The sequence below is a fragment of the Bacteroides sp. 519 genome (genome assembly GCF_010500955.1).
Lineage (GTDB): Bacteria > Bacteroidota > Bacteroidia > Bacteroidales > Bacteroidaceae > Bacteroides.
The window spans coordinates 114,750-135,966 of sequence record NZ_QVMJ01000005.1 but is presented as its reverse complement, the minus strand read 5'-3'; the positions used below and the strand labels follow the sequence as shown (position 1 = coordinate 135,966).

At 39.3% G+C, this 21,217-nt stretch carries 20 protein-coding genes; 15 read left to right on the top strand and 5 right to left on the bottom strand.

Annotation, left to right across the window (positions count from 1 at the left end; all coding sequences use genetic code 11):
* Positions 1-208 precede the first annotated feature (208 nt).
* Entirely contained in the window at positions 209-1,549 is a 1,341-nt protein-coding gene (locus D0T85_RS06935) for a DUF5723 family protein (RefSeq protein WP_370459935.1), read from the top strand.
* Positions 1,550-1,668: 119 nt separating this feature from the next.
* Entirely contained in the window at positions 1,669-3,399 is a 1,731-nt protein-coding gene (locus D0T85_RS06930) for a UvrD-helicase domain-containing protein (protein WP_163211606.1), read from the top strand.
* Between the two features lie 32 nt (positions 3,400-3,431).
* On the opposite strand, the gene D0T85_RS06925 is transcribed toward D0T85_RS06930, so the two are convergent.
* Positions 3,432-4,331: an NAD kinase gene (locus tag D0T85_RS06925; protein ID WP_163211604.1), complete on the bottom strand. Its 900-nt coding sequence runs from the start codon at positions 4,329-4,331 to the stop codon at positions 3,432-3,434.
* 164 nt (positions 4,332-4,495) lie between these two features.
* Here D0T85_RS06925 and D0T85_RS06920 point away from each other — a divergent pair, with 164 nt between their 5' ends.
* The 11 genes from D0T85_RS06920 (at position 4,496) to D0T85_RS06870 (ending at position 14,986) form a co-directional block, all read left to right on the top strand.
* Positions 4,496-5,212 carry a pyridoxine 5'-phosphate synthase gene (locus D0T85_RS06920; RefSeq protein ID WP_163211602.1) on the top strand — a complete coding sequence of 239 codons (717 nt, stop codon included), beginning with the start codon at positions 4,496-4,498 and terminating at the stop codon, positions 5,210-5,212.
* Entirely contained in the window at positions 5,209-5,925 is a 717-nt protein-coding gene (locus tag D0T85_RS06915; RefSeq protein ID WP_163211600.1) for a MotA/TolQ/ExbB proton channel family protein, read from the top strand. The genes D0T85_RS06920 and D0T85_RS06915 overlap by 4 nt, the downstream gene beginning before the upstream one ends.
* Positions 5,926-6,025: 100 nt before the next feature.
* Positions 6,026-6,439 (top strand): biopolymer transporter ExbD, encoded by a 414-nt coding sequence (locus D0T85_RS06910; protein WP_163211598.1) that lies wholly within the window; start codon positions 6,026-6,028, stop codon positions 6,437-6,439.
* Complete coding sequence (locus D0T85_RS06905) at positions 6,439-7,251, top strand: TonB family protein (RefSeq protein ID WP_239060658.1); 813 nt, start codon at positions 6,439-6,441, stop codon at positions 7,249-7,251. The genes D0T85_RS06910 and D0T85_RS06905 overlap by 1 nt, the downstream gene beginning before the upstream one ends.
* A 35-nt stretch (positions 7,252-7,286) precedes the next feature.
* Complete coding sequence (locus D0T85_RS06900) at positions 7,287-7,835, top strand: DJ-1 family glyoxalase III (RefSeq protein ID WP_163211595.1); 549 nt, start codon at positions 7,287-7,289, stop codon at positions 7,833-7,835.
* A 2-nt stretch (positions 7,836-7,837) separates the two neighbouring features.
* Complete coding sequence (locus D0T85_RS06895) at positions 7,838-8,512, top strand: 2-C-methyl-D-erythritol 4-phosphate cytidylyltransferase (RefSeq protein WP_163211593.1); 675 nt, start codon at positions 7,838-7,840, stop codon at positions 8,510-8,512.
* Positions 8,500-10,596, top strand: coding sequence for an ATP-dependent DNA helicase RecG (gene recG, locus D0T85_RS06890; RefSeq protein ID WP_163211591.1), 2,097 nt, complete (start codon positions 8,500-8,502; stop codon positions 10,594-10,596). The genes D0T85_RS06895 and recG overlap by 13 nt, the downstream gene beginning before the upstream one ends.
* Positions 10,597-10,841: 245 nt before the next feature.
* Positions 10,842-11,306 carry a nucleoside-diphosphate kinase gene (gene ndk, locus D0T85_RS06885; protein WP_163211589.1) on the top strand — a complete coding sequence of 155 codons (465 nt, stop codon included), beginning with the start codon at positions 10,842-10,844 and terminating at the stop codon, positions 11,304-11,306.
* A gap of 15 nt (positions 11,307-11,321) precedes the next feature.
* Positions 11,322-12,203 (top strand): M23 family metallopeptidase, encoded by an 882-nt coding sequence (locus D0T85_RS06880; RefSeq protein WP_163211887.1) that lies wholly within the window; start codon positions 11,322-11,324, stop codon positions 12,201-12,203.
* A gap of 80 nt (positions 12,204-12,283) precedes the next feature.
* On the top strand, positions 12,284-13,441 hold the full coding sequence (locus D0T85_RS06875) for an ATP-binding cassette domain-containing protein (RefSeq protein WP_163211587.1): 1,158 nt from the start codon (positions 12,284-12,286) through the stop codon (positions 13,439-13,441).
* 12 nt (positions 13,442-13,453) lie between these two features.
* Positions 13,454-14,986, top strand: coding sequence for a hypothetical protein (locus D0T85_RS06870; RefSeq protein ID WP_163211585.1), 1,533 nt, complete (start codon positions 13,454-13,456; stop codon positions 14,984-14,986).
* A 75-nt stretch (positions 14,987-15,061) separates the two neighbouring features.
* Here D0T85_RS06870 and D0T85_RS06865 read toward each other — a convergent pair whose 3' ends face one another.
* Complete coding sequence (locus D0T85_RS06865) at positions 15,062-15,475, bottom strand: organic hydroperoxide resistance protein (protein WP_163211583.1); 414 nt, start codon at positions 15,473-15,475, stop codon at positions 15,062-15,064.
* A 238-nt stretch (positions 15,476-15,713) separates the two neighbouring features.
* Between D0T85_RS06865 and D0T85_RS06860 the strand changes: the two genes are divergently transcribed.
* Together D0T85_RS06860 and dnaG are read left to right on the top strand one after the other, a co-directional pair.
* Positions 15,714-17,276 (top strand): sulfatase, encoded by a 1,563-nt coding sequence (locus D0T85_RS06860; protein ID WP_370459937.1) that lies wholly within the window; start codon positions 15,714-15,716, stop codon positions 17,274-17,276.
* A 46-nt stretch (positions 17,277-17,322) separates the two neighbouring features.
* On the top strand, positions 17,323-19,290 hold the full coding sequence (gene dnaG, locus D0T85_RS06855; protein ID WP_163211579.1) for a DNA primase: 1,968 nt from the start codon (positions 17,323-17,325) through the stop codon (positions 19,288-19,290).
* A gap of 8 nt (positions 19,291-19,298) precedes the next feature.
* Here dnaG and folE read toward each other — a convergent pair whose 3' ends face one another.
* The 3 genes from folE to tpiA form a co-directional block, all read right to left on the bottom strand.
* On the bottom strand, positions 19,299-19,880 hold the full coding sequence (gene folE / locus D0T85_RS06850) for a GTP cyclohydrolase I FolE (RefSeq protein WP_163211577.1): 582 nt from the start codon (positions 19,878-19,880) through the stop codon (positions 19,299-19,301).
* An 8-nt stretch (positions 19,881-19,888) separates the two neighbouring features.
* Complete coding sequence (locus D0T85_RS06845; protein WP_163211575.1) at positions 19,889-20,344, bottom strand: SPOR domain-containing protein; 456 nt, start codon at positions 20,342-20,344, stop codon at positions 19,889-19,891.
* Positions 20,345-20,440: 96 nt separating this feature from the next.
* Complete coding sequence (gene tpiA / locus D0T85_RS06840; protein WP_163211574.1) at positions 20,441-21,199, bottom strand: triose-phosphate isomerase; 759 nt, start codon at positions 21,197-21,199, stop codon at positions 20,441-20,443.
* Positions 21,200-21,217 lie beyond the last annotated feature (18 nt).

The following is a 21,217-nucleotide window of genomic DNA, read 5'->3' as shown; positions in this document are numbered from 1 at the left end:
TGTTGGTACTGTAAGTCTTTGATTACCAATTGTGTTTATTTTCTTAATACCCTGTATTATGGTTCAAGTCAGAATGTAAAGGAGGTAACCCCAAACACTCCTGTTTTACATTTAAGTATTTAAAAGCCTGTTTTGTTACATAAATAATGGTTTTTTCTTATGTTTGCACCCGAAATCTAAAAAATAGTGAATAAATAAAAAATATATTATGAAAATGAAGAAAACAATCACTACGTTTTTGGTGCTATTCGTCTCTTTTTATGCGTCGGCACAGTATTCTCGTACTTCCTATTTCATGGAAGGTGCATCACAAAGAATTCAATTAAACCCAGCATTGCGTCCAACAAAAGGATTTGTTGACATTCTGGCTATCGGAGCATTAAATGTATCGGCATCAACAAATGCTATTAGTGTAAGCGATATAACAACTTTTATTGATTCGGAAGACGAATTCTACAACCGTTCTAAAATGTATAACCGATTAAAAGAAGATAACCGTTTGAATGTAAATTTAAACACGGATATAATTTCTTTTGGTTTTTATAAAGGCAAAGGCTTTTGGAGTGCAAATATTGGTTTACGTACTGATATAGGCGCATCAATACCCAAAGGGATGTTTGAATATGCACGCGATTTCTATAACGAAGGAGTTGGAAAAACGGGCGTTTATGATATTCGTAATCAATCAGTCAACCTCAATGCATATACCGAAGTTGGTGTGGGCTATTCCAGAATTATAACTGACAAACTTACTGTAGGTGCTAAGGTAAAGTTTCTTTTAGGAATTGCTAATGCTGAGATTAAGCTTGATCAGCTTTACATCGACGAAGGTGGTACCTACACCGAGATTCGCAGTAAGGGACATATTGATGTATCTATGTCGGGTATGGACTTGGAAACTTCTATTGACGAAGACGATGGCAAGGAATATATTGATGATATTGATTTCGATAAATTTGGTTTTGCGGGCTATGGTGCAGGTTTAGATTTAGGAGCTACCTACCGCGTATTAGATAATCTTACCGTATCTGCATCTTTGCTCGATCTGGGTTTTATATCATGGAGCGCAGGTTCAACCACCAGTGGAAAAGCAGCAAAAGATTTCCGTGTAGATTATGATGGTACTGGTTATTTGGGTAGCGATGGAATATTCGATCTGGAGTTGCCGGGCTATGAAATAGTAGGCTCTAAATCGCGTACAACTTCATTGGCAGCAACTTTTGTTGTTGGTGGCGAATATGCTTTTTTGAATAATAAATTAAGTGCAGGACTCTTATCTGTAACCCGCTTTGGAAACCCAAAAACATTATCGGAAATAACCCTATCAGCAAACTATCGTCCGAAAAGTTGGTTTAATGCAACATTTAGCTACTCGTTACTTCAAAGCGGGTTAAAAACTTTTGGGTTGGGAGTAAAGGTTGGACCGTTATTCCTGGCTACAGATTATATGTATCTGGGAGACAGTACGAAGAATGCAAATGTGTATCTGGGGGTATCGGTGCCACTGGGAGGATCAAAAAATAAAAAAACAAAAGAAACCTATGAATAGAGTACAGAGGACACAGAGGAAAAAACAAACTCTGTGTCCTCTGTGTACTGTGGTGAATGTTTTTATAAATCGAAGATTTTATCTAAGTTTGTTGTCAGATTAATCGAAAAAACAATCAGATGACATTAACACCACAACAATTAGCTATTATTCAGTCTACAGGTAATATAAAGATAAATGCTGTTGCGGGATCCGGAAAAACAACAACGATAATAGAATATGCCAAAGCGCGCCCTACCAGCAGAATCCTATATCTGGCTTTCAATAAATCGGTAAAGAATGAGGCCGTTTATAAATTCAGTAATTTAGGAGTGGCTAATGTTAGGGTAGAAACAGCCCACTCATTGGCATATAGTTATGTTGTATATGGAAGAGGCTATAAGATTAAGAAAAACGGATATAAAAGTCACGAGATTGCAGAAATATTGGAGCTAACCAAGAAGATTGGTCGACTAGATGCTTACATTGTAGCTAGTCATGTAGATAAATATGCAGCCTACTTTTGTAACAGCAATAAAAATAAGGTTAGTGAACTCAATTATCTGGATATTGTTTCGGACGAAAAAGCAAGAGGTTATGTAAAGTTCCGTTATAAATTTATTCTGGAAAAAACTCGTGAGTATCTGGCTCTTATGTATAAAGGTGAAATCGAAATAACCCACGATTTTTATTTGAAGCAATTTCAATTATCATCTCCCTTACTTCCTTACGACTATATTTTATTTGATGAAGGGCAGGACGCTTCACCTGCTATGCTCGATGTGTTTTTGAAACAAGATAAGGCCATTAAAGTTATTGTGGGCGATACTCATCAACAAATATATGCCTGGAGATTTGCCGTTAACTCTATGGAGAAAGTCGATTTTCGTACTTTCGATTTATCGGTAAGTTTCCGTTTCAATCAGAATTTAGCAAACCTGGCCATGACCTATCTGGGTTGGAAATCGTATATCGGGAATCCTGTATCCATACAAATAACAGGTAAAGGCAACAATCAAGCTACCACATCGAAAGCTGTAATTGGCCGAACCAACCAAGGATTATTACTGAAAGCTATTGAATATGCCATTGAATCGGGTAAAGTAAAGAAAATATATTTTGAAGGCAATATAAATTCGTACACTTATGCTGATGAAGGTGCATCATTGTATGATATCCTTAATCTGTACTTAAACAAACCGGAACGAATCAGAGATAAATTGATTCGTGCAATGAAAAGCATGGCCGAACTGGAAGAGTATATTGATAATACAGGCGATATGCAGTTATCAATGATGGTGCACATGGTAAAAAAATACGGCAGACGAATGCCGCAGATATTGGAAGAACTAAAAGGTAAGCATGTAAGCGATGAGGATAAACATGAGGCAGAAGTAATATTCTCGACAGTACATCGCTGCAAAGGTATGGAATACGATTGTGTGGAACTCACACCAGATTTTATAAAAGAAGAGCAAATACAAGAAGCTGAGCGAGAAAATGAGGAACCTATCAGCCCTGCAAAGCTAAATGAAGAAATAAATTTGCTGTATGTGGCTGTTACCCGTGCCCAGAATTTACTTTATTTACCAGATGAGTTGATACCACTTGTAACATTACCAACCGATAACATTAAGGTATTGGGAGATGAAATTTATCGAACCGGAAACTTAACACCACTTATCCCTCAAAGACAGAGAACAATTCATAAAAAAGCATATGAGCCCTGGACTACCGAGTTAGATGATGAACTTACTATCATGTATTGCAATGGTGTAAGTGTTGCTGAAATGGCAGTACACTTTGAACGTACTAATGGGGCAATCCGGTCGAGGATTAAGAAATTGGAGTTGGAGGAGTTGTATGGATAAATTTCTTGATAAATTTTATTTGTGATTCTAGGTTATTCTGTGGAGACGCAATGCATTGCGTCTCTACTGTCAATCCCCCACATCATCTTACCCCTTAGTGTTTTAAAAAAGCTTTGATCAGCTCTTTTTACAACTTTAATCATATAATCAGCTTTTCTTATAGTCAAAATATTACTATCCTTCAAAGTCTCATTCCGGCCATCAATAGCTACTAAGAAACTGTGGTTGCGGCTTTCAATGTCTAAAGTAATTTCCCAATCATCCCGGATAACTACAGGACGAACATTTAAACTATGCGGAGCAACCGGAGTAATGGTAATTGCATTTAGTTGAGGTACTAAGATAGGGCCACCAACACTCAACGAATAAGCAGTAGAGCCTGTAGGTGTTGCCAGAATCAAACCATCTGCCTGATAAGTAATAAGATTTTCACCATTAATAGAAGTATGAATAGTGATCATTGACGAACTATCACGTTTCAATACCGCAATTTCATTTAAGGCATAAGGAGACGTTTGGAGTATTTTATTATCCTCGCACACCAATTGAATAACACTTTTTTCTTCGATAGTATAATGCTGCTGGTAAATATCGTCAATGGTCGACTCAATTTCTTCCGGCGAAACATCCGCCAGAAAACCCAATCGGCCTGTATTGATTCCCAGAATGGGGATTCCTTTTCGGCCTACCCGGTTTGCTGCTTTGAGGAAAGTACCATCGCCACCAATGCAGATTACCATATCAGCATCGAAATTGTTTTCATCAAACAATCCGGTTGCCTTTATGTTTAATTTAAGTTCAGATACCAGAAACTCATAAAAGTCTCTGGCAATAAATATTTCTGCATCCCTGCTTTCAAGTGCTTTGAGCAAGGTTCTTGTGTGAAAGGCTTTCTGAGCCTGGTAAGTATTTCCAAAAATGGCAAACCGCATATAATTTTGATTTGTGAAAATGGTAAATAAGCCTAATTTCAATCGTAAATCACATAATTCATATTACATTTGCAATGTAATTTAGTGCAAAAGTGGGATTTTTTTTGTATATATACTCCCTGGTAAAGAAAATTTTGTAATTTTGATGTGAATCTTTGATGAATATGACCAAATTAAGTGTAAACATAAACAAAGTGGCGACTTTACGCAATGCCCGTGGGGGTAATGTGCCAAATGTGGTTCAGGTAGCATTAGACTGTGAAAAGTTTGGTGCCGAAGGTATAACCGTTCATCCCAGACCCGACGAAAGACATATACGCAGAAGCGATGTGTACGAACTTCGCCCTTTGCTTAGAACCGAATTTAATATCGAAGGCTATCCCGATAAAGAGTTTATCGACCTTGTATTAAAAGTAAAACCCAATCAGGTAACATTGGTGCCCGATTTACCTGCACAAATTACATCGAATTCCGGATGGGATACTAAAAAGAATGTAGAATTGCTAACCGAAGTATTAGACATATTTAAAAGTGCCCATATCCGTACATCCGTTTTTGTAGCACCCGATAAGGAAATGATTGAATATGCTGCAAAAGCCGGAGCTGATAGGGTAGAGTTATATACCGAGCCTTACGCCACTGCTTATCCTAAAAACCCGGAAGAAGCACTGATGCCTTTTGTTGAAGCAGCAAAAATTACCCGTAGCTTAGGAATGGGATTGAATGCCGGACATGATCTGAGCCTGGAAAATCTGAACTATTTATATGTTAATATCCCCTGGTTGGACGAAGTATCCATTGGCCATGCACTGATTAGTGATGCGCTTTATCTGGGGTTAGAAAAAACTATTCAAGAATATAAAAAATGCCTAACTAAATGAATCTGTTAATCATGCTGGCCCAGGTGGGCACAAACCTAGCTGACTCCTTAGCTACTGAAAATCCGATACTAACACCGGTAACTCCCGAAAAAATGAATATGCTCGATATGGCAATAAAGGGAGGATGGATAATGATTGTACTGGCTGTACTATCGGTAATCTGCTTTTATATCTTATTCGAAAGAATCTATGTGATTCGTAAAGCCGGAAAAGAAGATCCCGACTTTATGGATCGTATTAAAGACTATATGCTTAGTGGCGAAATTAAATCGGCACTCAATTATTGTGAACGGGTAAATACCCCGTCGGCCCGGATGATTGAAAAAGGAATCAACCGTTTAGGACGTCCGGTAAACGATATTCAGGCAGCTATCGAAAATGTAGGTAACATGGAGGTAGCTAAACTGGAAAAAGGACTTACTATTATGGCAACCATCTCCGGAGGTGCTCCTATGATTGGTTTCCTTGGAACAGTAACCGGTATGGTACGCGCCTTTTACGAAATGGCCAGTGCCGGAAACAATATTGATATAACTGTTCTATCGGGTGGTATTTACGAAGCAATGATTACCACTGTAGGAGGTTTGATTGTAGGTATCATCGCCATGTTTGCCTATAACTACTTAGTAACCCTGGTTAATGGAGTAGTAAACAAAATGGAATCCAAAACAATGGCTTTCATGGATTTACTTAATGAACCGGCAAGGAAGTAATGAGTTATGAGTTTTGAGTTATGAGTTAACGATGCCGCATGATTCTTTAACTCATAACTCACCACTCATAACTCACCACTCACCACTCAATACTCAAAAAATGCTAAAACGAAGAAATAAAATATCACCTGCTTTCAGTATGGCATCAATGACGGATGTTATCTTTCTGTTGCTTATCTTCTTTATGATAACTTCAACAGTAGTATCGCCAAATGCCATCAAGGTTCTGTTACCACAAGGAAAGCAACAAACTTCGGCAAAACCGTTAACACGGGTAATTATAGACAAAGATCTTAACTATTTTGCAGCTTTCGGTAATGAGAAAGAGCAAGCGCTTGCTGAGGAAGACCTGACTTTCTTTCTTCAAAGCTCGGCTTTGAAAGAACCCGAAATGTATATTGCACTGTATGCCGACGAATCTGTTCCATACAGAGAGATTGTTAAAGTATTGAATATAGCTAACGAAAACCAGTTTAAAATGGTGTTGGCTACACGACCACCGGAGAAAAAATAATGAGAGATCAGAAAGGGAAATACATAGGAATGATCGGTGCAGTACTGGTGCATGTGGCTATTATTGCTCTTTTGCTCTTTATGGTTATCACTGCTCCCGAAAGAGAGGAGGAGAGTGGGGTACAAGTAGTAATGGGTAATGCAGAAGAAGCCTTAGGAGCAGTTGAACCTTCAACCCTTGTAGAGGTAGATGTGATATCGCAACCAAACGAAGGAGTTACTCCCGAACTTCCATCCGAACAGGATCTTATTACCCAGACCGAAGAAGAAACCGTAGTTGTTGAACCCAAGAAAACGGAAGAAAAACCCAAACCGGAGAAAACAGCTGCCGAAAAAGCAGCCGAGGCTAAACGATTGCAAGAAGAGAAAGCCGAGAAAGAAAGAAAAGCAGCAGCCGAAGCAGCCAATAAACTTGTGACAGGTGCTTTTAACAAAGGTTCGGAAATGGGTAGCCGTGGACAAACCACAGGCGAAGGTATTCAAGGCACACCAACAGGAACCCCATCAGACAATTCATCGAATGCAAAAAGTGGAGGTTCTAGTGGTTTTGATTTGGATGGACGTTCTTTATTTGGTGGTGGTAAATTACCTGTTCCGGTAGTTAACCTTCAGGAAGAAGGAAAAGTTGTAGTAAATATAACTGTTAATCCCGGAGGCTACGTGGTAGCTACCAGCATTAACAGATTAACAAATACGGTTAACCCCCAATTACGCAAAGCAGCCGAAGAAGCAGCCAAAAAAGCACGCTTCAACGCTGTGAACAGGGTAGATAACCAAATGGGGACGATTACTTATATATTTGAATTTAAATAGTTTAATCGTCTAATCGTAAATAAAAAAATTGGCTTATGAGTACTATTTATGTTTTCTTTGCTGACGGTTTCGAAGAAATCGAAGCCCTCACATCAATTGATGTTTTAAGACGCGCCAGCCTGAATGTAGAAATGGTTAGTATAACAGACAAAGAAGTTGTTATGGGCGCTCATGATGTTCCTGTTGTATGCGATTCTTTCTTTAAAGATAATGATTTTGCTGATGCAGATCTATTGTTGCTTCCTGGTGGAATGCCCGGTGCAGGTACATTATCTAATCACGAAGGTTTGAAAGCACTTGTTACAGAATTCTTTAAAGCCAATAAACCGGTAGCAGCCATCTGTGCCGCTCCTATGGTGTTTGGAAAACTTGGACTAGCTAAGGGAAAGACCGTAACCTGCTATCCCGGCTTCGAACAATATATGGAAGGCGCTAACTGTACCGGAGAAATGGTAGAAGTGGATGGCAACATTATAACAGGCAAAGGCCCGGGTGCTGCTATGGACTTCGCTTTGACTGTTGTTGATAAACTTTGTGGTAAAGAAAAGGTTGCCGAACTTGTTGAAGCAATGTGTATTAAATAATTATGATGAAATACGCTTTGATTGTTGCCGGTGGCAAAGGGTTACGCATGGGAGGAGAATTACCCAAGCAATTTATTCCCATTGGTACGGGTAAACCAGTACTGATGTACACAATCGAAGCCTTTTATCTATATAATAAGGATATTAAAATAATTCTTGTATTACCCCTTTCGCAACAGGAGTATTGGAAGGGGTTATGCAAGGAACATAATTTTGCTATTCCTCATATAATAGCCGATGGAGGCGAAACACGCTATCACTCCGTGAAAAACGGATTACAGTATGTAGATAATGATGGCTTAGTTGGTGTGCACGATGGTGTTCGTCCTTTTGTATCACAGCAGGTTATTGAAAACTGTTATACTTTAGCTGCCAAACACAAAGCTGTAGTTCCTGTTATCGGAGTTGTTGAAACAGTTCGGAAAATAGAAGATGCCGGCAGTATTACAGTAAACCGGGATCAGTACAAACTGGTTCAAACCCCGCAGGTATTCAATAGTACTCTTTTAAAGCAAGCCTACAATCAACCATATACCGATGCGTTCACCGACGATGCCTCTGTAGTAGAAGCAATAGGAATAGCCATACATCTGACGGAAGGAAACCGCGAAAACATTAAAATAACTACACCGTTTGACCTGAAAATAGCCAATGCACTATTGGAATGTTCGATTTAAGTACACGCGATATAAAATACCTCTCGGGAGTAGGGCCACAAAAAGCGGCTTTACTGAATAAGGAATTAGAAGTCTACTCCTTACACGACTTACTTTATTATTTCCCTTATAAATACGTTGACCGTAGCCGGATTTACTATGTTCACGAAATCGACGGTAATATGCCCTATATTCAGTTGAAAGGAGAAATACTGGGTTTCGAAACATTAGGCGAAGGACGTCAGCGGCGCCTGATTGCTCACTTTTCCGATGGCACCGGTGTGGTAGACCTGGTATGGTTTCAGGGAATAAAATACATTCTCAATAAATATAAAATAGGAACAAAATACATTGTTTTTGGCAAACCTACCGCATTTAATGGTAGAATCAATATTGCCCATCCTGATATAGACAATGCTTCCGAACTTTCACTATCTTCTATGGGGTTGCAACCTTATTATAATACCACCGAGAAGATGAAGCGAAGTTTCTTAAACTCGCATGCGATACAAAAAATGATGTCCACAGTTCTTCAACAGATGCAAGGACCCCTCCCGGAAACATTGTCGGACGAATTGATAGCCGAGCATCATCTGATGTCTCTTACCGAGGCTATGTGGAATATTCATTTTCCCTCTAATCCCGAAATGCTTCGGAAGGCTCAGTACCGGTTTAAGTTTGAAGAATTATTCTATATACAATTAAATATTCTGCGCTATTCGCGCGATCGCCAAAAGAAGTACCGCGGATTTGTATTTAAGTCTGTAGGAAAAATATTTAATACCTTTTACTCACAAAACCTCCCCTTTGCACTAACCAATGCCCAGAAAAGAGTGTTGAAAGAAATTCGTTACGATACAGGTTGCGGCAAACAAATGAACCGTTTGTTGCAAGGAGATGTAGGTAGCGGAAAAACCCTTGTAGCACTGATGAGTATGCTCATTGCCCTTGACAATGGCTATCAGGCTTGTATGATGGCACCTACCGAAATACTAGCCAATCAACATTTCGAAACCATCAAGGAATTTTTGTTTGGTATGGATATACGGGTTGAGTTATTAACCGGTTCCATCAAAGGGAAAAAGAGGGAAGCTATTCACAAAGGGTTGTTAACAGGCGATATTCATATACTTATCGGCACCCATGCTGTTATAGAGGATACTGTAAATTTCTCGTCTTTAGGTTTGGTAGTGGTTGATGAACAGCACCGGTTTGGCGTTGCCCAACGTGCCCGCCTGTGGATGAAAAACGTAAATCCACCGCATGTATTGGTAATGACTGCAACACCTATTCCCCGTACATTGGCCATGACAGTATATGGTGATCTGGATGTATCTGTAATAGATGAACTGCCACCCGGAAGAAAGCCAATAGAAACCCGGCATCAATTTGATAACCGCCGCGAGAGTCTTTTTCAATTTATTCATAAACAGATTGAGGCGGGGCGTCAGATATATATTGTGTACCCTTTGATAAAAGAAAGTGAAAAGATTGATCTGAAAAATCTGGAAGAAGGATACGAACTGATATCGAGTGAATTCCCCGATTATAAGATATGTAAGGTACACGGTAAAATGAAAGCTGCCGAGAAAGACGAACAAATGCAACTGTTTGTATCCGGCGAAGCCAAGATTATGGTTGCCACTACAGTAATCGAAGTAGGAGTAAATGTACCCAACGCATCTGTCATGGTAATTGAGAACGCCGAACGCTTTGGACTTTCGCAACTTCATCAGTTGCGCGGAAGGGTAGGGCGTGGTGCCGATCAATCTTACTGTATTCTTGTAACAAGCTATAAACTAACCGAGGAAACCCGCAAAAGGTTAGAGATTATGGTACGCACAAACGATGGTTTCGAAATAGCCGAAGCCGATTTGAAACTGCGAGGCCCCGGCGACCTCGAAGGAACCAAACAAAGCGGTATTGCATTCGATCTTAAGATAGCCAACATAGCCAAAGATGGACAATTGCTACAATATGTACGTGATATTGCCCAGAAGATAGTAGACAATGATCCCGATGCTACATCTCCAACCAATCAGGTATTATGGAAACAGCTGAAAGCGCTTCGGAAAACAAATGTCAACTGGGCTTCGATTAGTTGATAAAGTGAGGAGGTAAAGTGAGGTAAAGGAGGTAAAGTGAGGTAAAGTTTTCGATGCCGCATGGTACTTTATCTCCTTTATCTCCTTTACCTCACTCTACCTCCTCAATGTGAATTATTCATTTTGTTCACCGATAAAATGGAAAAAAAGTTAATAATATATGCCTTTTTTCAAATAGAAATATTATCTTTGACCGACTTTTTAAAATTAGAACAACAGTTTGAACCTTTCAATACAGGAAGATTATGATAGAAAAGACACTGGTTATTTTAAAGCCTAGTACTCTGCAAAGAGGACTGGTAGGAGAAATTACCCGTATTTTTGAACATAAAGGTCTAAGATTGGCCGGTATGAAAATGATGCAACTGAATGATGAGGTTCTAAGCGAGCACTATTCCCACCTAAAAGAAAAACCCTTTTTTCAACGAGTAAAAGATGCAATGATGGTAACACCAGTCATTGTATGCTGCTATGAAGGAGTAGATGCTATTCAGGCTGTCCGGGCTTTAGCTGGGCCAACAAACGGACGTCTGGCAGCACCGGGAACTATCCGGGGTAACTACTGTATGAGCTTTCAGGAAAATATAGTTCATACATCCGATTCGCCCGAAACCGCTGCTGTTGAATTAACCCGATTTTTTAAACCTGATGAAATATTCGATTACAAGCAGGCAACATTTGATTACCTATATGCAAGTGACGAATATTAAATGAACATGAAGCGAATGAATTTTAATTGGATTAAAACAGGACTGATTGCCGCCACGGCATTATTAAGCTTAAATTCTTTTTCACAAGACTTAATAGCACGTCAGGCACCCATCGACAAAAAACTTAAAAGTGTAGACTCACTGGCATTACACAAGCAAATATTAGCCGAACAAGCTGCTTACCCCGCCTTCGATTTATATCCCGAATGGAACAATGTTACGCTACACAACTACAGTGGAGTAACCATTCCCGAATCGCATAAAATAGACCTCACCGGCTTCTGTATGCCAACAACCAGTACACGTATTACATCAAAATTCGGACCCCGTAGAAGAAGAATGCATAATGGGTTAGACGTGAAAGTGTATGTAGGCGATACCATTGTTGCTGCTTTTGATGGTAAAGTACGTATTGTTAAAGATCAGGGACGGAAAAAAGGTTATGGCAAATATATAATTATACGTCATGCAAATGGGCTTGAAACAGTATATGGACACCTTTCCGAACAATTGGTAGAAGAAGATCAATATGTAAAAGCAGGTGAGATTATTGGCTTAGGTGGTAACACCGGACGTTCAACAGGGTCGCATCTCCATTTTGAAACCCGTTTCCTTGGAGTAGCTATTAATCCGTCATTGCTGTTCGATTTTGAAAAACAAGATATTGTAGCTGATAATTATACCTTCAATATGCGAGGAAGAGCTAAGCCAGGAGCAGGATCAGGAACATTGGTTGCCGATGGAGATGGAGTTATCAGATATCACAAAGTTAAGAGTGGCGACAGCTTATCTAAGATTGCAGCTCAAAGAGGAGTATCGGTTAGTACATTGTGTAAACTAAACCGTATTACTACACGCACAACACTCAGAATAGGACAGGTATTGCGCTGCTCATAAATGTAAAGTAATAACAATCATTATATAGAAGGTTATCCGTGTACCGGATAGCCTTTTTTTGTTTAATCTATTATCTTTTTATGATTACATTCAACAGTATGTTTGATGAAGTCAGGAAGCTTGTAGCCCTCGAAGAGTTTAGTCTCCTCACAAAACGGGTAATCGATTTAACTCTCGATACTGGCAACCTGGACTTTTATAAAGAAACAGTGAGTTTATTGGATTGGTTAGACAATAACAACAGTGTAGAAACGCAGAAAAACAAATTTACTGAGATACTGGATAAACTATACCAGGAGTTGCAGAAGAAATCCATTGTAAAGCGTGAAGAATCATTACTCACAGTTGAGAACCTGATACGCTCTTATGAAAAATCAAACTTTGCCCTTGGACCCATCAGCTTTGAAATATCCGAAGGACAAATTATTGGTTTGGTAGGCGAAAATGGAAACGGAAAAACAACACTGTTAAGGTCGCTCTGTGGTGAGTTGCAACCAACCAGTGGAAAAATCAACTATGCTTTCCCTTATAAAGATAACTATGATTTGCGTTCGAAACTAATCTATATACCACAACGCACAAATTCATGGCAAGGATCATTATTATCTAACCTGAGGTTTACCGCAGCCTCTTACGGAATAACCGGTGAGGAAAACATACTTGTAACAGAACTCATAACTGCCCGTATGGGATTAAGAAAGTTCCGTACTTACAAGTGGAAAGATTTGTCGTCGGGTTACAAAATGCGTTTCGAGCTGGCCCGTGCGCTTTTGCGTAATCCCAGATTGCTTCTGATTGATGAACCTTTGGCTAATCTTGATATATTGGCACAACAGATCGTTTTAGACGATTTTCGTGATATAGCACAGTCGCTCTATCGTCCTATAGCTGTTGTACTGAGCTCTCAGCAATTATATGAAGTAGAGAAAACATCGGATAAGGTTATATTCCTGAAAAACGGAAGTCCACAAAATGTTATTGAGGATTCCGATGTTGCATGTAGCAATGTTCGTAAACTGATAATAGAGTTCGACTCGGAGTGGAAAATCGAACAACTAAAAGAATACTTTAGTGCGTTGGGGCTCGAAAAACTACAGATGAACGGCGGAACCTATATTGCCATCTTCCCGGAAACAGTTACCCAAAATGATTTTCAGCAATATATATTGGAACAGAACATCCCAATAAGCTACTTTAGAAACATCTCAAACTCAACCCGTAGATTCTTCCTTTCGTAAAACACAGTAGTTATGATAAAAAAGATTCAAAAATATCTGTTATTGCATTACCCGCTTGTGTGGAACACTCGTTTTGTTCCAATGATGCTGATACTGTTGATAGTACATCTTGTTGTTTTTGCATTAAGCTATATTCTTACCCAGCATACCATCAGAGAATATTATAATTATTCTTTTTTGAGCAGTATGGATATAGATAATTATTTTACACTCAGTTTCCTGATCGGAGTATTGCTATTAATTGGTTGGCTTGCTTTTTATAGCCGCAATAATGGGTTAAGCTCGTTTTATCCTCGCAAAACCTCGCAATTGTATCTGGAGTGGGTAATGATATTTATTATAAGTATCGGTATATGTTGTACTCCATTAACAATGATGGGAGGGCATATTTTAAAATGGCGTTCCATGGCTTCTTTGGAAGAAATAGGTAGCGCAATTAACACATTGAATAAAGTAGATATGCTTATCTCAACACCAAGTGAAAATTCCGGGTATGATAGGTTTGACTATGATTCTGAAGATCATCAGCCTATCCCTATTCCTAAAGGTATGGATATTGAAATTGATGATTACAATAGATCTGATTTTGAATACCACTATGATTATACTAAACCAATAAAGGTTGAAGTTGAGGTTGAGATTGATGAATATGATGAAGAGTATGAGGGGTATGGGATTGAAGAATATTATACTGCTCCGGAATATCCTATAATTGTTGATGGATATATCGGTTCATCATTGTTGTTTTTCTCATACAAAAGCGATATTCATTTGGAGGTTGAAAAATGGCTTCGTGAAGGACGAAAAGATCAAATCATGGATTTGATGCTTGAAGTTGAAGCCTTGCATAAGAAACACAAACTGAATGCTCTTTTGGCTTCAGAATGGTTTGAGAGAGTTTACAACCCACCTTTCTTTCCAGTAGATCATTCTACATATATTTACAATAAGTATGTTTATGATGGCTCTTATCCATACCTCTACAAAAAAGAATTGTTAAGTGCATACGAACATGCCCGTGAAGCTTATGTGGATTTGAGAGGTGTTACGGATTATATTTTGTTCTTTTTCTGTTTTTCTTTATACTTATCGGTTGCCATATTCTCTTATAGAGTAACCAGCGGAAAATCATGGCTTATTGCTTTTATTGCTACAGGCATAATACTGTTTGTGGGAAGTTTTGTTGCAATACTCTTGGCTAATGCTGTATCTTATCCTTTGCATTATGGTGTATTTCTGGCAGCACTATTGTTTTGGATAATAACTTTTATTGTATTGTTTGCCACTATCCAAACAAAAATAGTGCGGAAGTTTCCCAAAGGGAAATCAAAGATTTATATAAATGTTCTTGTTTGGTTAGTTCCATGCATCATACCATTGTGTGTGTTTTCTATTTGGGCTTGTTCGGAACTAACTAAAGAGTATGACTTTATTGGTGATGAAGATGTTTTGAAAGGCTTTTGGATAAATTTCCCTGTAACGATTGTAGCAATGTGGTTTGTTGCGCGATTGCTGCGACAGTGGAAGAGTATTGCCGAAGAGTAAATACATTTCTAAAAACACAGAGGTACAGAGACATAAAGAATTTATTAAAACTCTGTGCCTCTGTGTTCAATATATTTATTTCAGCTCCAGTTGCACCTCCACATTTCCACGTGTTGCATTTGAATAGGGGCAAACATAATGCGCTTTCTCCATTGCTTCTTGCGCCAGTTTACGATCAATGCCAACAACTTCAACCACTAACTTTACTGCCAACATAAAACCTCCCTTATCGTTGGGGCCAATGCTAACTTCGGCTGTTACCGCTGTACGTTCGGGGCGAAGTCTCTCCTGACGCAACACCATTTCTAATGCACTACCAAAACAGGCAGAATATCCGGCTGCAAAAAGCTGCTCGGGGTTGGTTGCTCCGCCACGTCCACCCATTGATTTGGGCTTTTCTATCTTCATGTCGATGATTCCGTCGTCCGATTTCACATTTCCTTCTCTTCCACCAACAGCGGTTACAGTGGCTGTGTACAATGTTTCCATATTATAATTATTTGTATGTTACTTTTAAAGTAACGGATTGGGGTGGGAGAATGTTTTGGGAGCTATCTGAATTAATTTTGAATACTTACTTATTTAATAAAACATAAGGTTGTGATATGGGGTAAATAAAAAAGTTCTAACTTTGTTTTATTTAATGATAACCTCGACATACTATTAACTTGATACAACCTTTTAATTCAATCTCTTTATGAACAAACTAAAAGCTATTAGTTTTGCTATGTTACCTGTTGCAATGACTAACATTTCCTGTAACAGTGATCAGAAAGACGAACGTCCTAATATACTGTATATTATGACGGACGACCATTCTTTTCAAACAATCAGTGCTTATGGGCATCCTTTGTCACAGTTGGCTCCAACACCTAATATTGACCGGTTGGCCCAAAACGGAATGCTTTTCAGGCACGCCTTTGTTGAAAATTCGTTATCTACTCCCAGCCGTGCCAGTTTAATGACAGGGCTGTACAGTCACCAGAATGGGCAGCGGCAGTTAGGAAAAGGAATTGACTCTACCAAAACATTCTTTTCCGAGTTGTTGCAGCAACAAGGCTATCAAACAGGAGTAGTTGGTAAGTGGCACATGCAATGCGAGCCGAAAGGATTCGACTATTATCACATTCTATGGGATCAGGGAAATTACTATAATCCGGAATTCCGCAACAAAGAATCTAATGGTAAATACATCCGTGAAGAAGGCTATGCAACCAATCTTATAACCGACCACTCAATAGAGTTTCTGGAAAACAGAGATCCCAATAAACCTTTCTGCTTGCTGGTTCATCATAAAGCACCACACCGAAACTGGAAACCCGACTTAAAATACCTTGATTTGTACGAAAATATAGAGTTTCCTTATCCTAATACTTTTCACGATGATTACAGCACCCGCTGTGCACCCGCCCACACGCAAGATATGACCATTGATAAAACCATGACAATGGTATACGACCTGAAAGTGAATGAACTGAAAGATGTTTCGCCCTATAATAAGGAGTGGAGTGCAGACGGCATGGAGTATTTATTGAAAAGAATGACTCCGGAACAACGCGAAAAATGGGAAAACGCCTATCACCCCCGCAATGAAGCATTTATCAACGAGCAGCTCACCGGCGAGGAACTCTTAAAATGGAAATTCCAACGCTATTTAAAAGATTATCTGCGTTGTATTAAAAGTATTGACGATCAGGTAGGCCGCTTAATAGACTATCTGGAAGAGAACGGGTTGATGGATAATACCCTTGTTGTATATACTTCCGATCAAGGTTTCTATATGGGCGAGCATGGCTGGTTCGATAAGCGTTTCATGTATGAAGAATCATTCCGCACACCACTTATCATGAGTTATCCTAAAAAAATAAAAGCAGGTTTCGAAACAAAAGCCCTGGTACAAAACATTGATTATGCACCCACATTCCTATCATTAGCGGGGATTGAGAAGCCACAGGAAATGAGTGGAACCACTCTCGAACCGCTATTCGAGGGAGATGAACCCGCAAACTGGCGTACCAGCTTGTATTATCATTATTACGATTATCCGGCAATTCATAAAGTGCGTAGGCACGATGGGGTAAGAACGGAAAGATACAAACTGATTCATTTTTATGGCAAAGGAGAAATGGGTGGCGATAAAGACATTGACTGCAACGAACTATACGACCTGGCAACCGATGCACACGAATTGAACAATTTATATGGTACACCGGGATACGAGGAAATTACCACCGAACTACAAAGTATACTCGATAAATACCGGGCAGATTTAAAAGTTGATGAATTTTAGAACAGTGTTCTAAATATATTGTACTTTTGTACTCCTTTTTACTTCCATGATTGATAAAGCAACAATAGACAGGATTCTCGATGCCGCACAGATTGTAGATGTGGTATCCGAGTTTGTAACCCTTCGCAAAAGAGGGGTTAACTATACTGGTTTATGCCCATTCCATAACGAAAAAACTCCTTCGTTCAGTGTATCACCGTCAAAAGGAGTTTGCAAATGTTTTAGCTGCGGTAAAGGTGGAAATGCCGTGCACTTTATTATGGAGCACGAGCAACTTACCTATTACGAAGCACTTAAATACCTTGCCAGGAAATACAACATCGAGGTAAAAGAGAGGGAACTATCTAATGAGGAGAAGCAAGCTCAAAGTGTTCGTGAAAGTATGTTTGTTGTTAATCAGTTTGCGCTTAACTACTTTCGCGATATCCTTAAAAATCATGTCGACGGAAAGAGCATTGGTATGGCCTATTTCCGCAAGCGTGGTTTCCGCGACGATATCATTGAAAAGTTTCAGTTAGGATTCAGCACCGACAATCGGGAAGCACTATCCGGCGAAGCTATCCGAAAAGGATACCAGAAAGAATTCCTGGTCAAGACCGGACTCTGTTTTGAAACAGACGAAGGTAAACTGTACGACCGTTTTCGTGGCAGGGTTATCTTTCCGGTTCACACTTTATCCGGAAAAGTTGTTGCTTTTGGAGGTAGAATCCTGAATACCGACAACAAGAAACTTGCCAAGTATGTAAACTCACCCGAATCCGAGATATACCATAAAAGCAATGAACTTTATGGTATATTCTTTGCCAAACAAGCCATTGTTAAGCAAGACTGTTGCTTCCTGGTAGAAGGATACACCGATGTTATTTCCATGCATCAGGCAGGTATTGAGAATGTAGTTTCTTCGTCGGGTACGGCATTAACCCCCGGACAAATCCGGCTGATACACCGGTTTACCAACAATATTACTGTATTGTACGATGGTGATGTGGCAGGTATCAAAGCCTCTCTACGTGGTATCGATATGTTGTTGGAAGAAGGAATGAACATCAAGGTACTGTTGTTACCCGATGGCGAGGATCCCGACTCGTTTGCACGAAAACACAATTCAACATCCTTTAAAGAGTATATAGCTGCTAATGAAGTCGATTTTATCCGCTTCAAAACCAATCTGTTGCTGAAGGATGCCGAGAAAGATCCTATTAAAAAGGCCGAACTGATTACCGATATTGTAAAGAGTATTGCAGTTATCCCAACAGAGATTGTGCGTACTGTATATATAAAGGAGTGCAGTAAGTTATTGCGGGTAGAAGAGAAACTGCTGGTTGCCGAAGTAGCTAAGCTTATTCGGCAACAGTACGAAAAAGATAATCCCACTCCCAATACTCCGGAAACAGAAAACGCTCCTTTACCTGATCCGTCTTACGAATCGTACATTCCTGTTGGCGAAAACGAAGGAGAAGAATTCTACAAATACGAACGGCTGATTATTCAATTAATAGTGCGTCATGGCGAAATGGTAGTCTGTGCCGACGAAGATGAAGATGGTAATCAAACTGCTGTAACAGTTATTGAATATGTTGATAATGAATTGAAGCAAGACGAATTATCTTTTCATAATCCATATCACCGCCTTATTATGAATGAAGCTGTGAAGCATGTACGCGACGAAGGATTTGTTTCGGAACGTTACTTTCTGGGACATACCGATCCGGAAGTTAGCCGTATATCCGCCGATTTGATTTCGAACAGATATCAGTTAAGCAAATATCACTCTAAAACACAAAGAATTATCAGCGACGAAGAACGGCTGTACGAATTAACAGATTTGTTATTGATTAACTTTAAAGGTGCAATTGTTCGGACAGAGTTAAAACATATTACCCGCAAGCTACAAGACCCACAGGTTATGAATGATAGCGACCAATGCAAACAGCTTATGGAACGGTATATGAATTTGCACAATGTTCTAAGAGTAATTGCTCAACAAGAAGGAGATAGGGTTATACTACCTTGACGACATATTTAACTATGCCTAATCAGGTTCATAAACTCCTCACGGGTTTTTGCCTGATTAAATGCTCCGGTAAAATCGGAAGTTGTTGTAATGGCATTCTGCTTTTCTACTCCACGCATCTGCATACACATGTGTTTAGCTTCGACCACCACCATTACACCAAGTGGGTTAAGGGCATTTTGAATACACTCCTTAATTTGCAGTGTCATTCGTTCCTGTACCTGTAAGCGGTGCGAAAAGATATCTACCACACGTGCTATTTTGCTTAAGCCGGTAATGTATCCGTTGGGAATGTATGCAACATGCGCTTTACCATAAAAAGGCAACATGTGATGCTCGCAAAGAGAAAAGAAATCTATATCCTTAACAATAACCATCTGGCTGTATTCTTCCTTAAATTTTGCTGATAGCAAAACTTCATTGGGGTCCATACGATAGCCTTCGGTTAAAGTTAACATTGCTTTGGTTACCCGTTCGGGTGTTTTAAGCAAACCTTCACGCTCAACATCTTCGCCTAATAAAGATATTATACTCTTATAATGGTCTTTCAATTCTTCCATCTCTGAAAAAACAATCTCTCTCCTGATCATTTCAATTTTTATAATGTAATGGTAACTTGTTCCCTTACAATAGAAACTTCTTTGAACACTCCTGTTTTTTTCAAATCACGCATTGCTGCGTTGGCTTCTTCAATACTCCGGAAATCGCCTACCCTGCATATCCAACGTGGAGATACAAAAGTGGTGTACACTTTTATGTCAGGACGATATTCTTTCACCCTGGCTCCCAGTCTTTGAGCTTCTGCTTTTGATTCGCGCGAGTTGCTTCCTGCATACACCTGAACACGGTAACCAGTCATTTTAAAGGTACCTTGTTTTTCGGTAGTATCATACTTCAACTGCTTCCCTATCAGGTTAGCAATGGCAGGATCCTGATTTATCTTCACTCGTCCTTGTCCTGGTTCACTCTTCTCAAGACGGCTTATAATGTTGTCCTGAGCAGATGTTACTACACTAAAGGAGAAGAGAATAATTAATAAACTTAAATACTTCATGTTTTTGAGTTTTGAATTATGAGTTTTGAGTTTTGAGATAAAGAATCATGCAACACTGCAACAACTCAATACTCATAACTCAAAACTCAATACTCCTTAATTAAATCCTTCGATAACGCCTTTGAAATCGTTTACTTTCAAAGAAGCACCACCAATCAAACCACCATCAACATCGGGATTGCTGAATAATTCTTTTGCATTCGAAGGATTACAGCTACCACCATATAGTATAGACGTATTATCTGCGATTTCGTTACCGAATTTCTTTGCGATAACCGAACGAATATAAGCATGCATTTCCTGAGCCTGTGCCGAAGAAGCAGTTTTACCTGTACCAATAGCCCAAACAGGTTCGTAAGCCAATACAATTTTAGAGAAATCTTCGTCAGACAGTTCAAACAAAGAATCGGCCAACTGATTGTAAACTACTTCGTTTTGTTTTTCAGCTTCGCGTTCTTCCAACACTTCACCAATACAGAAGATAGGAGTAAGATCGTTAGCCAAAGCCAATTTTACTTTTTCTTTCAGGATTTCGGCTGTTTCGCCATAATATGCACGACGTTCAGAGTGACCAAGGATTACATATTTAGCTCCTGTTGAAGCAACCATAGCTGCCGATACTTCGCCAGTATATGCTCCCGATACTTTATCTGCACAGTTTTCTGCACCAACACCAATTTCTGTAACTTCAAGAATGGTAGCCAATGAAGCCAAATGTATAAATGGTGAACAGATTACTACATCACAATTTGGTTTTTCGTTTGCCAAAACATCTTTCAGTTCTTTTGCAAATTCAATACCTTCCTGAAATGTTTTGTTCATTTTCCAGTTTCCTGCAACAATGTTTTTTCTCATTTTTATAATTATTAAAGG

Excerpts from the sequence above, each read along its gene's own strand:
- D0T85_RS06935 (WP_370459935.1), top strand. The coding sequence starts at position 209 with ATGAAAATGAAGAAAACAATCACTACGTTTTTGGTGCTATTCGTCTCT.
- D0T85_RS06930 (WP_163211606.1), top strand. The coding sequence starts at position 1,669 with ATGACATTAACACCACAACAATTAGCTATTATTCAGTCTACAGGTAAT.
- D0T85_RS06925 (WP_163211604.1), bottom strand. The coding sequence starts at position 4,331 with ATGCGGTTTGCCATTTTTGGAAATACTTACCAGGCTCAGAAAGCCTTT.
- D0T85_RS06920 (WP_163211602.1), top strand. The coding sequence starts at position 4,496 with ATGACCAAATTAAGTGTAAACATAAACAAAGTGGCGACTTTACGCAAT.
- D0T85_RS06915 (WP_163211600.1), top strand. The coding sequence starts at position 5,209 with ATGAATCTGTTAATCATGCTGGCCCAGGTGGGCACAAACCTAGCTGAC.
- D0T85_RS06910 (WP_163211598.1), top strand. The coding sequence starts at position 6,026 with ATGCTAAAACGAAGAAATAAAATATCACCTGCTTTCAGTATGGCATCA.
- D0T85_RS06905 (WP_239060658.1), top strand. The coding sequence starts at position 6,439 with ATGAGAGATCAGAAAGGGAAATACATAGGAATGATCGGTGCAGTACTG.
- D0T85_RS06900 (WP_163211595.1), top strand. The coding sequence starts at position 7,287 with ATGAGTACTATTTATGTTTTCTTTGCTGACGGTTTCGAAGAAATCGAA.
- D0T85_RS06895 (WP_163211593.1), top strand. The coding sequence starts at position 7,838 with ATGATGAAATACGCTTTGATTGTTGCCGGTGGCAAAGGGTTACGCATG.
- recG (WP_163211591.1), top strand. The coding sequence starts at position 8,500 with ATGTTCGATTTAAGTACACGCGATATAAAATACCTCTCGGGAGTAGGG.
- ndk (WP_163211589.1), top strand. The coding sequence starts at position 10,842 with ATGATAGAAAAGACACTGGTTATTTTAAAGCCTAGTACTCTGCAAAGA.
- D0T85_RS06880 (WP_163211887.1), top strand. The coding sequence starts at position 11,322 with ATGAATTTTAATTGGATTAAAACAGGACTGATTGCCGCCACGGCATTA.
- D0T85_RS06875 (WP_163211587.1), top strand. The coding sequence starts at position 12,284 with ATGATTACATTCAACAGTATGTTTGATGAAGTCAGGAAGCTTGTAGCC.
- D0T85_RS06870 (WP_163211585.1), top strand. The coding sequence starts at position 13,454 with ATGATAAAAAAGATTCAAAAATATCTGTTATTGCATTACCCGCTTGTG.
- D0T85_RS06865 (WP_163211583.1), bottom strand. The coding sequence starts at position 15,475 with ATGGAAACATTGTACACAGCCACTGTAACCGCTGTTGGTGGAAGAGAA.
- D0T85_RS06860 (WP_370459937.1), top strand. The coding sequence starts at position 15,714 with ATGTTACCTGTTGCAATGACTAACATTTCCTGTAACAGTGATCAGAAA.
- dnaG (WP_163211579.1), top strand. The coding sequence starts at position 17,323 with ATGATTGATAAAGCAACAATAGACAGGATTCTCGATGCCGCACAGATT.
- folE (WP_163211577.1), bottom strand. The coding sequence starts at position 19,880 with ATGATCAGGAGAGAGATTGTTTTTTCAGAGATGGAAGAATTGAAAGAC.
- D0T85_RS06845 (WP_163211575.1), bottom strand. The coding sequence starts at position 20,344 with ATGAAGTATTTAAGTTTATTAATTATTCTCTTCTCCTTTAGTGTAGTA.
- tpiA (WP_163211574.1), bottom strand. The coding sequence starts at position 21,199 with ATGAGAAAAAACATTGTTGCAGGAAACTGGAAAATGAACAAAACATTT.